This window comes from Streptomyces sp. NPDC093065, assembly GCF_044754585.1.
Lineage (GTDB): Bacteria > Actinomycetota > Actinomycetes > Streptomycetales > Streptomycetaceae > Streptomyces.
In genome coordinates this window covers 204,500-216,326 of record NZ_JBIVPJ010000002.1, presented here as the reverse complement: position 1 = coordinate 216,326, position 11,827 = coordinate 204,500, and the positions used below count along the sequence as shown (strand labels likewise).

Below are 11,827 nucleotides of genomic sequence, written 5' to 3'. Positions count from 1 at the left end.
CCTGGGCTGCCGCGGAGCCCTTTGCGGTCCTTACCAGCCGGTCCGCTGTGTCGTTCCCGCCGTGAAGGGCTGGTCCGTGCGCACGATCTCGCGTCCCAGCGGGAGCAGGGAGACCGGGATCAGCTTGAAGTTGGCGATGCCGAGCGGGATGCCGATGACCGTGACGCACAGCGCGATGCCGGTGACGATGTGGCCGAGGGCCAGCCACCAGCCCGCGAGGACGAGCCACAGCACGTTTCCGATGCAGGAGGGTGCCCCGGCGTCGCGGCGCTCGACCGTCGTGTACCCGAAGGGCCACAGGGCGTAGACACCGATACGGAACGCCGCGATGCCGAAGGGGATTCCGATGACCGTGATGCAGAGCAGCGCGCCCGCGAACAGGTAGCCGAGGAACAGCCAGAAGCCGCTGAGTACGAGCCAAATGACGTTGAGGATGGTCTTCACTGCTGACGACCTGCCATCTTTTCGAGTCGGGCGATTCGCTCCGCCATCGGCGGGTGGGTGGAGAACATCTTCGACAGTCCCTGCCCCGGGCGGAAGGGGTTGGCGATCATCATGTGGCCGGCGGTCTCGAGACGGGGCTCCGGGGGGAGCGGGAGCTGCTTGGTGCCGAGTTCCAGTTTGCGCAGGGCGCCGGCCAGGGCGAGCGGGTCGCCGGTCAGCTGGGCGCCGGAGGCGTCGGCCTCGTACTCCCGCGAGCGGCTGATGGCCAGTTGGATGACGGTGGCGGCGAGTGGTCCGAGCAGCATGATGAGGAGCATGCCCAGCAGACCGGGTCCGTCGTCGTCGTTGGACCGGCCGACGGGGATCAGCCAGGCGAAGTTGACGAGGAACATGATCACGGAGGCGAGGGCTCCGGCGACGGAGGAGATCAGGATGTCGCGGTTGTAGACGTGGCTGAGTTCGTGCCCGATGACGCCCCGGAGTTCGCGCTCGTCGAGCAGGCGCATGATGCCCTCGGTGCAGCACACGGCCGCGTTGCGCGGATTGCGGCCGGTCGCGAAGGCGTTCGGTGCCTCCGTCGGTGAGATGTACAGGCGGGGCATCGGCTGGCGGGCCTGGGTGGAGAGCTCGCGGACCATGCGGTACAGCGCCGGGGCCTCGAACTCGCTGACCGGCCGGGCGCGCATCGCGCGGAGGGCGAGTTTGTCGCTGTTCCAGTACGCGTACGCGTTGGTGCCCAGGGCGACGAGGACGGCGACGACGAGCCCCGCTCGGCCGAAGAAGCTGCCGATGACGATGATGAGCGCGGACAGTCCCCCGAGGAGTACTGCGGTCCTGAGCCCGTTGTGCCGGCGGTGCACGGTACGCCCTCCAAGTGGTGCAGCAGGGGAACCCTTTGCTTGCTGGTCTCGCTCGCTGTGGTTGCTTCCTGGTCTCCGATGCCACCGGTGCCGTGGTGACACGTCCAGTGGACCCTTCCGTACTGGTCAACGCCAGGCGAAGGCCACCAGTTCCCCGGTGCCCGGCGCGACGTGTGTGGTCCGTACGGGTGACCGCCGTGGTGGGGGGCACACGCGCGTGGAGGCCGGGTGCCGCACGCGCCCGTGCCTCGGGGCTGCGCTCAGAAGAGCCCGGTGTCGGCGAAACGCAGGATCAGCTGGGGTGCTCCGGAGAGGGCGACGGCGAGGACCGCGGTCACGGCGATCGCGGCCGTGAGGGGGGCGGGGGCGCGGTGGCCGGCGGGCGCGTCCTCGGGGTCCCGGAACAGCAGAGCCGTCCATTGGAGGTAGTAGAAGAGCGCGATCACGACGTTGACGGCCATGACGACGGCCAGCCAGCCGAGTCCGGCGTCGACGGCCGCGGAGAACACCGTGACCTTGGCGAACAGGCCGATGATGCCGGGCGGCAGCCCGGCGAGGCAGAGCAGGAAGAACGCCAGGACCAGGGCGGTGAGCGGGTTGGAGGAGTACAGACCGCGGTAGTCCGCCACGCGGTTCAGGGACCTCGTGCGGCCCACGAGCGCGGCCACCGCGAAGGCGCCGAGGTTCACCGCGGCGTACATGAGCGCGTAGGCGACGGTGGAGCCGATCGCGCGTTCGGGGTCGTCGGAGTACGCGGCGGCGGCGATCGGCACCAGGAGATAGCCGGCCTGTCCGACGGACGACCAGGCGAGCAGACGTACCGCGCTGTACGCGCGCGTGGCCTGCTGCCGGAGCGCTCCGACGTTGCCGACGGTCATGGTGAGCGCGGCGAGCGCCGCGAGGGCGGGGCCCCAGACGTCGGCGTAGGACGGCAGGGCGACGACCGTGACGAGGATGAGGCCGCCGAAGCCGACCGCCTTGCCCACCACGGACAGGTAGGCCGCGATCGGCAGGGGCGCACCCACGTAGGTGTCGGGCACCCAGAAGTGGAAGGGCACCGCGGCCGTCTTGAAGGCGAAGCCGACGAGGGTGAGGACGACGCCGGTCTGGGCGAGGGTGGTGAACTGCCCGTCGACGTGCTGGATGCGCTCGGCCACCTGGGTGAGGTAGAGGGTGCCGGTGGTGGCGTAGACGAAGCTGATGCCCATGAGGCTGACCGCGGTCGCGGTGACCGAGGACAGGAAGAACTTCAGGGCCGCTTCGGAGGACCTGCGGTCGCCCTGCCGGAGACCGACGAGGGCGAAGGCGGGCAGGGAGGCGACCTCCAGGGCGACGATCAGCGTCGCGAGGTCGCGGGAGGCGGGCAGGAGGGCGGCGCCGGCCGCGGAGGAGAGCAGCAGGAACCAGAACTCGCCCTCGGGCAGTCCCCGGTCGGCGTCCTTCACGGCGGTGACCGACAGGAGGGCGGTCAGCAGGGCGCCGCCGAGGACCAGGAACTGGATGGCGAGGGTGAAGGTGTCCGCGGTGTAGCTGCAGACGCCGGGTTCGCCGTTCTGGCAGAACGTCGAGCGGTCGTCGTTCACCAGGGGCAGCAGCGTGAGGGCGGAGGCGGCGAGTCCGGCGACCGCGATCCAGCCGAGCAGGGACTTGCGGGCGTCCTTGACGAACAGGTCGGTGACGAGGACGACGAGCCCGACGACCGCCGTGATGGTGGGCGGCGCGATGGCCGGCCAGTCGACGGACTGGACGAGGTTCTCGGCCAGCGGCTGCGCCAGGGCCGCGTCGGCGAAGGGCTGGGCCGACAAGCTCATCGGGTGCCTCCTGAGAGGAGCTGCTGCACGGCCGGGTCGGTCAGCCCGAGGAGGGTCCTGGGCCACAGTCCGGCGACGACGGTGAGGGCGACGAGCGGTGCCCAGGCGGCGAACTCGTACGTGCGCACGTCGGCGATCCGCGGCTGCGGCGCCTCCTGCGGTACGGCGCCCATGCAGACGCGGCGGACCACGATCAGCATGTACGCGGCGGTCAGCAGGGTGCCGAAGGCGGCGATCGACATGAAGGTGAGGAAGGCGGGGCGGCTGAGGTCGTCGTGCGGGTCGAAGGCGCCGAACAGGGCGAGCATCTCGCCCCAGAACCCGGCCAGGCCCGGCAGGCCCAGCGACGCGACCGCGGCGAAGGCCAGCAGTCCGCCGAGGCGCGGCGCCTTGCCGTAGAGGGCGTGCCCGGACTCCTCGGCGAGGGTGTCGAGGTCGGTGGTTCCGGTGCGGTCCTTGAGCGCGCCGACGACGAAGAAGAGCAGGCCGGTGATCAGGCCGTGGGCGATGTTGGCGAAGAGCGCGCCGTTCACGCCGGTCGGGGTCATGGTCGCGACACCCAGCAGAACGAAGCCCATGTGGCCGACGGAGGAGTAGGCGATGAGGCGCTTGAGGTCGCCCTTCGCGCCCCTTCTCGCGAGGGCCAGGCAGGCCAGGGAGCCGTAGATGATGCCGACCACGGCGAAGGCGGCGAGGTAGGGCGCGAAGGTGCGGAAGCCGTCCGGCGCCACCGGCAGCAGGATGCGGACGAACCCGTACGTGCCCATCTTCAGCAGGACGCCGGCCAGCAGGACCGAGCCCACGGTCGGCGCGGCGGTGTGGGCGTCCGGCAGCCAGCTGTGCAGTGGCCACATCGGGGTCTTGACGGCGAGCCCGATCCCGATCGCCAGAACGGCGATGACCTGCACGGATGTGGTCAGCGACCGGCCGTTGTCAGTGGCGAGTGCCACCATGTCGAATGTGCCCGCCGTGAGTCCGATCAGGAGCAGGCCGAGCAGCATGACGACGGAGCCGAGGAGCGTGAAGAGGATGAACTTCCAGGCGGCCCCGGCCCGTCCCTCGCCGCCCCAGCGGGCGATGAGGAAGTACATCGGGATGAGGACCATCTCGAAGGCGAGGAAGAACAGGACCAGATCGAGGACGGCGAAGGTCGCGAGGGTGCCGGACTCCAGGACGAGCAGCAGCGCGACGAACGCCTTCGGGCTCGGGCCCGAAGCCCGCGGCGTCAGCCGTTCGTGTCGCTGCTTGAAGTACGAGTAGAGCGCGCAGAGGAAGGTCAGCAGCGCGGTCAGGACGAGCAGGGGGAGGGAGATGCCGTCGATGCCGAGGTGGATGCGTACGTCGAGTGCGGGGATCCAGCTGATGTCCGTGCTGGCCTGCATCTTCGACGGATGGTCGTGGTCGAAGCCGAGCACGAGGACGATCGCCGCTACGAGGACGGCGCCGGTGACGGTGACACCGTGCCGGAGCACGGCCTGGTCGGGCGACTTCCCCTTCAGCCCGGGCGGGGCAGGGAGCAGAGCCGCGGCGGCGCCGAGAAGCGGGCCGACGACGAGGAACGCGAGAAGGACCTGCATCACGGACTCGTTGATATCGATCACGCCTGCTCACGCTCCCGTGGCGACGAGGACGGCGGCGACCGCGAGGAGGACGGTGCCGGCGAGCAGCGCGCTCACATAGGTCTGCACATTGCCGGTCTGGGCACGTCGTACGGCGGCCCCGAGCAAGCGGGGCAACGCACCCGCCGCGCGTACGTAGGTGTCGACGACCTCGCGGTCGAGGAACCGGACGAGGCTCGCTCCGGCCCGGACCGGACGGACGAAGAGGGCCGTGTACACCGCGTCCAGGTGGAAGCCGACGGCCGCGTGCCGGTGCACCGGGCCCAGCAGGAGACGTCCCGGATCGGACGGGTCGGGCGCGGAGGCGAGGTCTCCGTAGGCGGGCCGGTGGCTGGCGATGGCCTCGGCCTCCACGAGGGCGGCGTCGCCCTCGGGGTGGGCCGCGACCGCGCCCAGCGGAGTGCGGCCCGCGAGGGCCGTGGTGTGCCGCCAGGCGGCGTAGGTGACGATGCCGCCCACCAGGGCCACTCCCGTGCCGAGCACGGAGGTGGTCAGGGTCGGGGTGAGGTCGTGGCCGTCGAACCAGTCGGGCAGCAGCCGGAAGGTGAGCCCGCCCAGCGCGAGTGAGGGGAGGGCGAGCACCCAGAGCACGGCGTTCATGACCACCGGCTGCCTGCCGTGGTCGGGGGCCTCGGTGCCTCGTCCGTTGAAGGCCAGCAGCCACAGGCGGGTGGCGTAGGCGGCGGTGAGCAGGGCCGTGACCAGGCCGGCGACGAGCACGGTCCAGCCAGCGGCGCCCGGTGCGTGCTCGGTGTGGCCGGTGGCCACGTGCTCCGCGGCGCCCAGGACGGACTCCTTGGAGAAGAAGCCGCTGAACGGCGGGATCGCGGCGAGCGCGAGCAGTGCCACGGTCGTCGTCCAGTAGGCGTCCGGGACGCGGTCGCGCAGGCCCCGCATGCGGGACATGGCGGCCAGCGAGTTGGTGCCGGCGGCGTGGATGATCACGCCGGCGGCGAGGAACAGGAGCGCCTTGAAGGCGCCGTGGGACAGGAGGTGGAAGACGGCGGCACCCCGGTCGCCCGTGGCGAGGGCGCCGGTCATGTACCCGAGCTGTCCGATCGTCGAGTAGGCCAGGACGCGTTTGATGTCGTCCTGGGCGAGGGCGGCGAGGGCGGAGCCGACCATCGTGACGGCGGCCATGACGGCGAGGACGACCATCGCGGCCCGCGAGGCCTCGAAGAGCGGAAGGAGCCGGGCGACGAAGTACACGCCGGCGGCGACCATCGTCGCGGCGTGGATCAGCGCCGAGACGGGTGTCGGGCCCGCCATCGCGTCGGGGAGCCAGGTGTGCAGCGGGAACTGCGCCGACTTGCCCGCCACACCGGCCAGGAGGAGCAGGGCGATCAGCGTCGGGTGGTCGAGTGATCCGTCGGCCACCGCGCCGAGGATCTCGGTGATGCGGAAGGAGCCGGCTTCGGTGGCCAGCGCCAGCAGACCGATCAGGAAGGGGACGTCGCCGAGCTTGGTGACCAGGAAGGCCTTGAGGGAGGCGGCACGCGCCTCCGGGGTCTCCCAGTAGTGGCCGACCAGGAAGTACGAGCAGATGCCCATGACTTCCCAGCCGACCAGCAGCACCATCAGGTCGCCGGAGTAGACGACGAGGAACATGGCGGAGGTGAACAGGGAGACGAGGGCGGCGTACGAGGCGTAGCGCGGGTCGTCGCGCAGGTAGTCCGTCGAGTAGATCTGCACGCAGGCGGCGACGGTGCCGACCAGGACGGCGACGAGGGCGGCGAAGCCGTCGATGTGCAGGGCGAGTTCGACGGGGACCGAACCGGTGGGCGTCAGCTCCGTGACGGCGTCGACGGCCCGGCCGCCGCCCTGCCGGACCGCGACGAGCACGGCGAGGACGAGGGCCGCCAGCGTCGGCAGGACGGCGAGGGGACGGACGAACCCGGGCGCCGACCGGCCCAGCAGGAGACCGGCGGCTGCCCCGAGGAAGGGAAGGAGGGGGACGAGTACGGCGAGGGTGGTCGTGGTCACGCGGTGGCCTCAGCCTTCTCGGCGGCCGTCCCGGTCGCGGGGGTGTCGGTGTCGGGGCCGTCCGGCTCGTGGCCCTCGGCGGTGTCGCGGAGCCGGTCGATGTCCGAGGTTCCGCGGTTGCGGTGGACGGCGAGGACGATCGCCAGGCCGATGCCGATCTCGGCGGCCGCGATGGCGATGGTGAACAGCGTCAGTGCCTGTCCGGAGTGCAGGGTCTCTTCGGCGGCCTTGCTGAGCCAGACGTCGAAGGCGACGAGGTTGAGGTTGACGGCGTTGAGCATCAGCTCGACCGACATCAGGACCAGGATCGCGTTGCGGCGGGCGAGGACGCCGTAGAGGCCCGTGCAGAAGAGGAGGGCGGAGAGGACGGCGGGATAGGCGAGGTGCATCAGCGCACACCACCCGTCCGGGAGGTACCGGACGGGGACGACCCCGCACGGGACGCTTCACTCGCGCGGGCCGCCTTGGCCCTGCGGGACAGGACGATGGCGCCGACCAGGGCGGCGAGGAGGAGGACGGAGAGGGCCTCGAAGGGGAGGACCCAGTTCTGGAAGAGGCTCGCCCCGGTGACGGCGGTGGAGCCGGCGGCCGGGCCGTCCAGGTCGATCCAGGTGGTGCGGAAGGCGTCGACGACGACCCACACCAGCGCCGCCGCGGAGGCCACGGCCACGCTGAGGGCGGCCCAGCGGTTGCCGGAGTCGGCGTCCGGGGACCGGCCGATGGGCGCCCTGGTGAGCATCAGCCCGAACAGGATGAGGACGACGACGGCACCGACGTAGATGAGGACCTGGACCCAGGCGATGAACTCGGCGGTGAGCAACAGGTATTCGACGGCCAGTCCGCCGAGGGCCACCACCAGCCAGAGCGCGGCGTGAACGAGCTGACGGGTGGTCACGGTGACGACGGCGGCCCCGAAGGTGACCAGGCCGACGAGGAGGAAGGCGATCTCGACACCGGTCGGGGAGAGGAATCCGTGGGATGCGGCGGCAAGGGTCATGTCCGGTCCTCCTGCCCGGGCCGGTCCGACCGCCCCGGCCGGTCCGGCTGGTCCGGCTGCTGCTGCGCGGCCAGCTTGTCGGCGGTCTTGCGGGCGGCGGCGAGTTCCTTGGGCTCCTCCGCGCCGGGGTCAAGGGCGGGCGGGGCCGGCACGGTCCACATCCACTCGCGGAGCTTGTCGCGCTCGTGGGTGAGGTCGCGGATGTCGGTCTCGGCGTACTCGAACTCCGGGGACCAGAACAGGGCGTCGAAAGGACAGACCTCGATGCAGATACCGCAGTACATGCACAGCGCGAAGTCGATGGCGAAACGGTCGAGGACGTTGCGGCTGCGGTCGCGTCCGCCGGGGGTGGCCGCCGGAACCGTCTCCTTGTGGGAGTCGATGTAGATGCACCAGTCGGGGCACTCGCGGGCGCACAGCATGCAGACCGTGCAGTTCTCCTCGAACAGGCCGATCACGCCGCGGGTCCGGGGCGGCAGCTCCGGCTGGGCGTCCGGGTACTGCTCGGTGACGGTCTTCTTCGTCATCGTGCGCAGGGTGACGGCCAGACCCTTGGCCAGGCCGCTGCCGGGGACGGGGGCCATTACGCGATCACCACCTTGACGATGCCGGTGAGGGCGATCTGAGCGAGGGAAAGGGGGACGAGGAGGGTCCAGGACAGTCTCTGGAGCTGGTCCTCGCGCAGGCGCGGGTAGGTCACGCGCAGCCAGATCACGACGAAGGCGAGGACGGCCGCCTTCAGCAGGGTCCACACCCAGCCGAGGCCGTCCGCGCCCCAGGGACCGTGCCAGCCGCCCAGGAAGAGGACGGTGGTCAAACCGCACAGGACGACGATTCCGGCGTACTCGGCGAGGAGGAACAGGGCGAAGCGCAGGCCGGTGTACTCGGTGTAGGCGCCGAAGATGATCTCCGAGTCGGCGACCGGCATGTCGAACGGGGGCCGCTGCAGTTCCGCCAGCCCGGCCACGAAGAAGACGATCGCGCCGACGATCTGCCAGGGCAGCCACCACCACTCGAAGGCGTCGAGGATGCCGACGAGCGAAACCGTGCCGGCCGCCATCGCCACGGAGGCGGCGGTCAGCAGCATCGGGAGTTCGTACGCCAGGAGCTGGGCTGCGGTGCGCAGACCGCCCAGGAGGGAGAACTTGTTGGCCGACGACCAGCCGGCCATGAGCGACCCGAGGATGCCCACGCCCATGACGGCGAGGACGAAGAAGACGCCCGCGTCGACGACCTGACCGACCGCGCCCCCTCCGGGCCCGACGGGAATGGCCAGGAGGACCAGGAGGTACGGCAGCAGGGCCACCGCCGGGGCGAGCTGGAAGATGCGGCGGTCCGCGTCGGCGGGGACCACGTCCTCCTTCTGCGCGAACTTCACGCCGTCCGCGACCAGCTGGGCCCAGCCGTGGAAGCCACCCGCGTACATCGGGCCGAGCCGGCCCTGCATGTGGGCCATCACCTTGTGCTCGGTCTGGCCGACGATCAGCGGGAAGGCGAGGAAGACGACGAAGACGATCAGGAGGCGCAGGGTGACGTCGAGCGCGTCGTTCACTGCGGGCCTCCTGGAGAGTCGGGGGGATTCCGGGGGACGTCGGCGTCGTCGGCGATGTCGGACGCCTCGGAAGTGTCCGCCCCGTTGGAGGTGTCCGGCTCCTCGGAGGTATCGGGCTCCTCGGAGGTGTCCGGCCCCTCGGAGGTGTCGGGCTCCTCACGGGTGTGAGGCTTCTCGGGGCTTCCCGGCCCTGCGGAAGCGTCCGGATCCTCGGGGATGTGCGGCCCGCCGGGGTCCTCCGGCCCGTCCGAAGCGCCCGGTGACTCCTTGGGCGCTCCCGGCCCCCCGGTGGCGTCGGGCTCGTCGAACGCCGGGCGGGCGTGGTGCCACGGGGCGTCCGAGCCGCGCGGTGTCAAGGGCGCCGGCTTCCGGGCCGGTTCCTCGGAGGGCGAAGAGGCGGTGTCGGTCCCGTCACCGCTTCGGGGGCCGCTGCCGGGCCCCGCGTCGTCCGGCTGCCCTGCGCCCGAGTCTCCCCGCTGGCTCGCCGAGCCCTGCGACGCACTCCGGGCACGCCGGGGGCCGGCGGTACCGGCGCCGTCCCGCCGTCCGGCGGCCGCGTCGCCGGCGGGCCCGGTGCTGGGGCCGACGGGGTCGGCGGGGTCGGCGGGGTCGGCGGCAGGACCTTCCGTAGGACCGGCCGCCCGCTGGGACGCGGAGCCCTGGCTCGCGCTGCGTGACCGCCGCGGGGCCGGTGCGGCCGTCGGCTCGCCGCCCGGGGAGGACTGGCCGGCCGAACCCTCGGCCGCCGTACGGGAACGGCGCGGCGCGGCCGGCGTCTCGGTACCGGACGGCTCCGTCTGCTGGCCGACGGAGCCCTCGGCGGCCGTACGGGTCCGCCGGGCGGGCCGTTCGCCTGCCGCACGGGCCGGTCGCTCCCCCGCCGCACGCCCCGCGCCTCGTGCCGGGCGGGCCGGGGAAGGAGGCAGCTGGCCCTTCAGCGGGCCCCACTCGTTGGGGTCGGGCACGCCCGGCGGCAGCATCTGGCGCCGACGGGGACCGCCGTGCTCGGACTCGCCGGGCTCCTTGGCCCCGGGCCAGGCCTTGGCGACGCGTGCGGCGAGGACGAAGTCCTTCCGCAGCGGGTGGCCCTCGAAGCCGTCCGGCAGGAGCAGGTGGTCGAGGGCGGGGTGGTCCTCGAAGGCGACACCGAACATCTCGTGGGTCTCGCGCTCGTGCCAGGCCGCACCCGCGTACACCCCCACGGCGCTGGGCAGGACCGGGGCCTCGTGCGGCACCGTCGTACGCACCAGCAGCCGGCGCAACGGCCCGAGCCGGGCGACGTGTGCCGCGACGCGGAACCCGGTGCCCGGTTCGTCGACCGCGCTGAGCCAGTCGAAGTACGTGCAGCCGAGCCGGTCACGCGCCGTCTCCAGGGCGGTGATCCACGACGCGGGCGGCACGTCGACGGTCAGCAGGTCGTACGACTCCGCTGCCGTGGCGTCCGTGCCGAAGAGTTCCTCGGCACCGGCGGGCAGCCAGCCGACCGCGGTCATCATTCCTCCTCCGCGCCGGAGCCGGAGGAGGGGGCGGGCGGGCGTACCAGGCCGCTTCGCAGCGCGGCCGTCGACGGCCGGGGCGAAGCGGCGTACCGCTCCCCCAGGGACTCCCGCGCGATCTTCTCCTGGAGCTTGAGAATCCCCTGGAGCAGCGCCTCGGGGCGCGGCGGGCAGCCGGGAACGTAGACGTCGACGGGGATGATCTGGTCGACGCCCTTCGTCACGGAGTAGGAGTCCCAGTAGGGGCCGCCGCAGTTGGAGCAGGCGCCGAAGGAGATGACGTACTTCGGCTCGGGCATCTGCTCGTACAGGCGCTTGACGGCCGGCGCCATCTTGTCGGTCACCGTGCCGGAGACGACCATAAGGTCGGCCTGGCGGGGGCCCGGCGCGAACGGGATGACGCCGAGCCGGATGAAGTCGTGGCGGGCCATCGACGCGGCGATGAACTCGATCGCGCAGCAGGCGAGGCCGAAGTTGAAGACCCAGAGCGAGTAGCGGCGGCCCCAGTTCAGGACGACCTTCATCGGCTCCGGGGCGAGGCGTGCGAGCGTGCCCAGCCTCTTGGGCTCGGGCAGCGGCACGGGGACGGGTTCGGCGGGGTTCACGTCCACGACAGGACGCCCTTCTTGTATGCGTACAACAGACCCACGGCCAGGAAGCCGAGGAAGACGAACATCTCCACGAGGGTCGTGGCCCCGTAACCAGGGTCCGCGAAGACCGTGGCCCAGGGGAAGAGGAAGATCGAGTCGACCGCGAAGACGACGTAGAGGAACGCGTACACGTAGTAGCGGACCTGGGTGTGTGCCCAGCCTTCTCCGACGGGGTCCACACCGCACTCGTACGTGAGCAGCTTCTCGGGCGTCGGGACCACCGGTCGCAGCAGGCGGCCGGCGCCGAAGGCCACGGCGACGAAGAGCACCCCCACGACGGCGAGCAGGCCGACGACCGAGTAGGACCGGAAGTGGTCCGCGGCGAGCCCGACGGTGGCGTCGGCGTTGGTCACGGCGCCGGCGGTCGCGTCGCCGACGGTCGGATCCGGCACGTGCGCCCCTCGCTCCCTGTCGT

Annotated in this window: 12 protein-coding genes; all 12 read right to left on the bottom strand. The window is 71.7% G+C overall.

Annotation, left to right across the window (positions count from 1 at the left end):
* Positions 1-30: 30 nt before the first annotated feature.
* The 12 genes from ACIQFU_RS03795 to ACIQFU_RS03740 all read right to left on the bottom strand — a co-directional run bounded on the left by ACIQFU_RS03795 (position 31) and on the right by ACIQFU_RS03740 (position 11,804).
* Positions 31-444 carry a YccF domain-containing protein gene (locus ACIQFU_RS03795; RefSeq protein WP_402548742.1) on the bottom strand — a complete coding sequence of 138 codons (414 nt, stop codon included), beginning with the start codon at positions 442-444 and terminating at the stop codon, positions 31-33.
* Positions 441-1,304, bottom strand: a complete 864-nt coding sequence (gene htpX / locus ACIQFU_RS03790) for a zinc metalloprotease HtpX (RefSeq protein WP_356366366.1) — start codon at positions 1,302-1,304, stop codon at positions 441-443. Before htpX ends, ACIQFU_RS03795 begins: the two co-directional genes overlap by 4 nt.
* 260 nt (positions 1,305-1,564) lie before the next feature.
* Complete coding sequence (locus ACIQFU_RS03785) at positions 1,565-3,115, bottom strand: NADH-quinone oxidoreductase subunit N (RefSeq protein WP_402548740.1); 1,551 nt, start codon at positions 3,113-3,115, stop codon at positions 1,565-1,567.
* The gene (locus ACIQFU_RS03780; protein ID WP_402548739.1) at positions 3,112-4,716 is read right to left on the bottom strand and encodes an NADH-quinone oxidoreductase subunit M; all 1,605 of its coding nucleotides are present in this window, start codon (positions 4,714-4,716) and stop codon (positions 3,112-3,114) included. Before ACIQFU_RS03780 ends, ACIQFU_RS03785 begins: the two co-directional genes overlap by 4 nt.
* Before the next feature lie 6 nt (positions 4,717-4,722).
* A complete protein-coding gene (locus ACIQFU_RS03775) occupies positions 4,723-6,717 on the bottom strand; it encodes an NADH-quinone oxidoreductase subunit L (RefSeq protein ID WP_402548737.1) in 1,995 nt (664 codons plus the stop codon).
* On the bottom strand, positions 6,714-7,106 hold the full coding sequence (gene nuoK / locus ACIQFU_RS03770; protein ID WP_164251126.1) for an NADH-quinone oxidoreductase subunit NuoK: 393 nt from the start codon (positions 7,104-7,106) through the stop codon (positions 6,714-6,716). The genes ACIQFU_RS03775 and nuoK overlap by 4 nt, the downstream gene beginning before the upstream one ends.
* Positions 7,106-7,714, bottom strand: coding sequence for an NADH-quinone oxidoreductase subunit J (locus ACIQFU_RS03765; protein WP_402548735.1), 609 nt, complete (start codon positions 7,712-7,714; stop codon positions 7,106-7,108). The genes nuoK and ACIQFU_RS03765 overlap by 1 nt, the downstream gene beginning before the upstream one ends.
* Positions 7,711-8,298 carry a NuoI/complex I 23 kDa subunit family protein gene (locus ACIQFU_RS03760; protein WP_402548733.1) on the bottom strand — a complete coding sequence of 196 codons (588 nt, stop codon included), beginning with the start codon at positions 8,296-8,298 and terminating at the stop codon, positions 7,711-7,713. The genes ACIQFU_RS03765 and ACIQFU_RS03760 overlap by 4 nt, the downstream gene beginning before the upstream one ends.
* A complete protein-coding gene (locus tag ACIQFU_RS03755) occupies positions 8,298-9,266 on the bottom strand; it encodes an NADH-quinone oxidoreductase subunit H (RefSeq protein ID WP_402548731.1) in 969 nt (322 codons plus the stop codon). The genes ACIQFU_RS03760 and ACIQFU_RS03755 overlap by 1 nt, the downstream gene beginning before the upstream one ends.
* Positions 9,263-10,759 carry an NADH-quinone oxidoreductase subunit C gene (locus ACIQFU_RS03750; RefSeq protein WP_402549242.1) on the bottom strand — a complete coding sequence of 499 codons (1,497 nt, stop codon included), beginning with the start codon at positions 10,757-10,759 and terminating at the stop codon, positions 9,263-9,265. The genes ACIQFU_RS03755 and ACIQFU_RS03750 overlap by 4 nt, the downstream gene beginning before the upstream one ends.
* Positions 10,759-11,373, bottom strand: coding sequence for an NADH-quinone oxidoreductase subunit B (locus ACIQFU_RS03745; RefSeq protein ID WP_402548730.1), 615 nt, complete (start codon positions 11,371-11,373; stop codon positions 10,759-10,761). The genes ACIQFU_RS03750 and ACIQFU_RS03745 overlap by 1 nt, the downstream gene beginning before the upstream one ends.
* Entirely contained in the window at positions 11,364-11,804 is a 441-nt protein-coding gene (locus ACIQFU_RS03740; protein WP_402548728.1) for an NADH-quinone oxidoreductase subunit A, read from the bottom strand. The genes ACIQFU_RS03745 and ACIQFU_RS03740 overlap by 10 nt, the downstream gene beginning before the upstream one ends.
* Between the last annotated feature and the right edge of the window lie 23 nt (positions 11,805-11,827).

Bases quoted from the DNA above. Each gene is read 5' to 3' on its own strand.
- ACIQFU_RS03785 (WP_402548740.1), bottom strand. From the start codon at position 3,115: ATGAGCTTGTCGGCCCAGCCCTTCGCCGACGCGGCCCTGGCGCAGCCG.
- nuoK (WP_164251126.1), bottom strand. From the start codon at position 7,106: ATGCACCTCGCCTATCCCGCCGTCCTCTCCGCCCTCCTCTTCTGCACG.
- ACIQFU_RS03765 (WP_402548735.1), bottom strand. From the start codon at position 7,714: ATGACCCTTGCCGCCGCATCCCACGGATTCCTCTCCCCGACCGGTGTC.
- ACIQFU_RS03760 (WP_402548733.1), bottom strand. From the start codon at position 8,298: ATGGCCCCCGTCCCCGGCAGCGGCCTGGCCAAGGGTCTGGCCGTCACC.
- ACIQFU_RS03750 (WP_402549242.1), bottom strand. From the start codon at position 10,759: ATGACCGCGGTCGGCTGGCTGCCCGCCGGTGCCGAGGAACTCTTCGGC.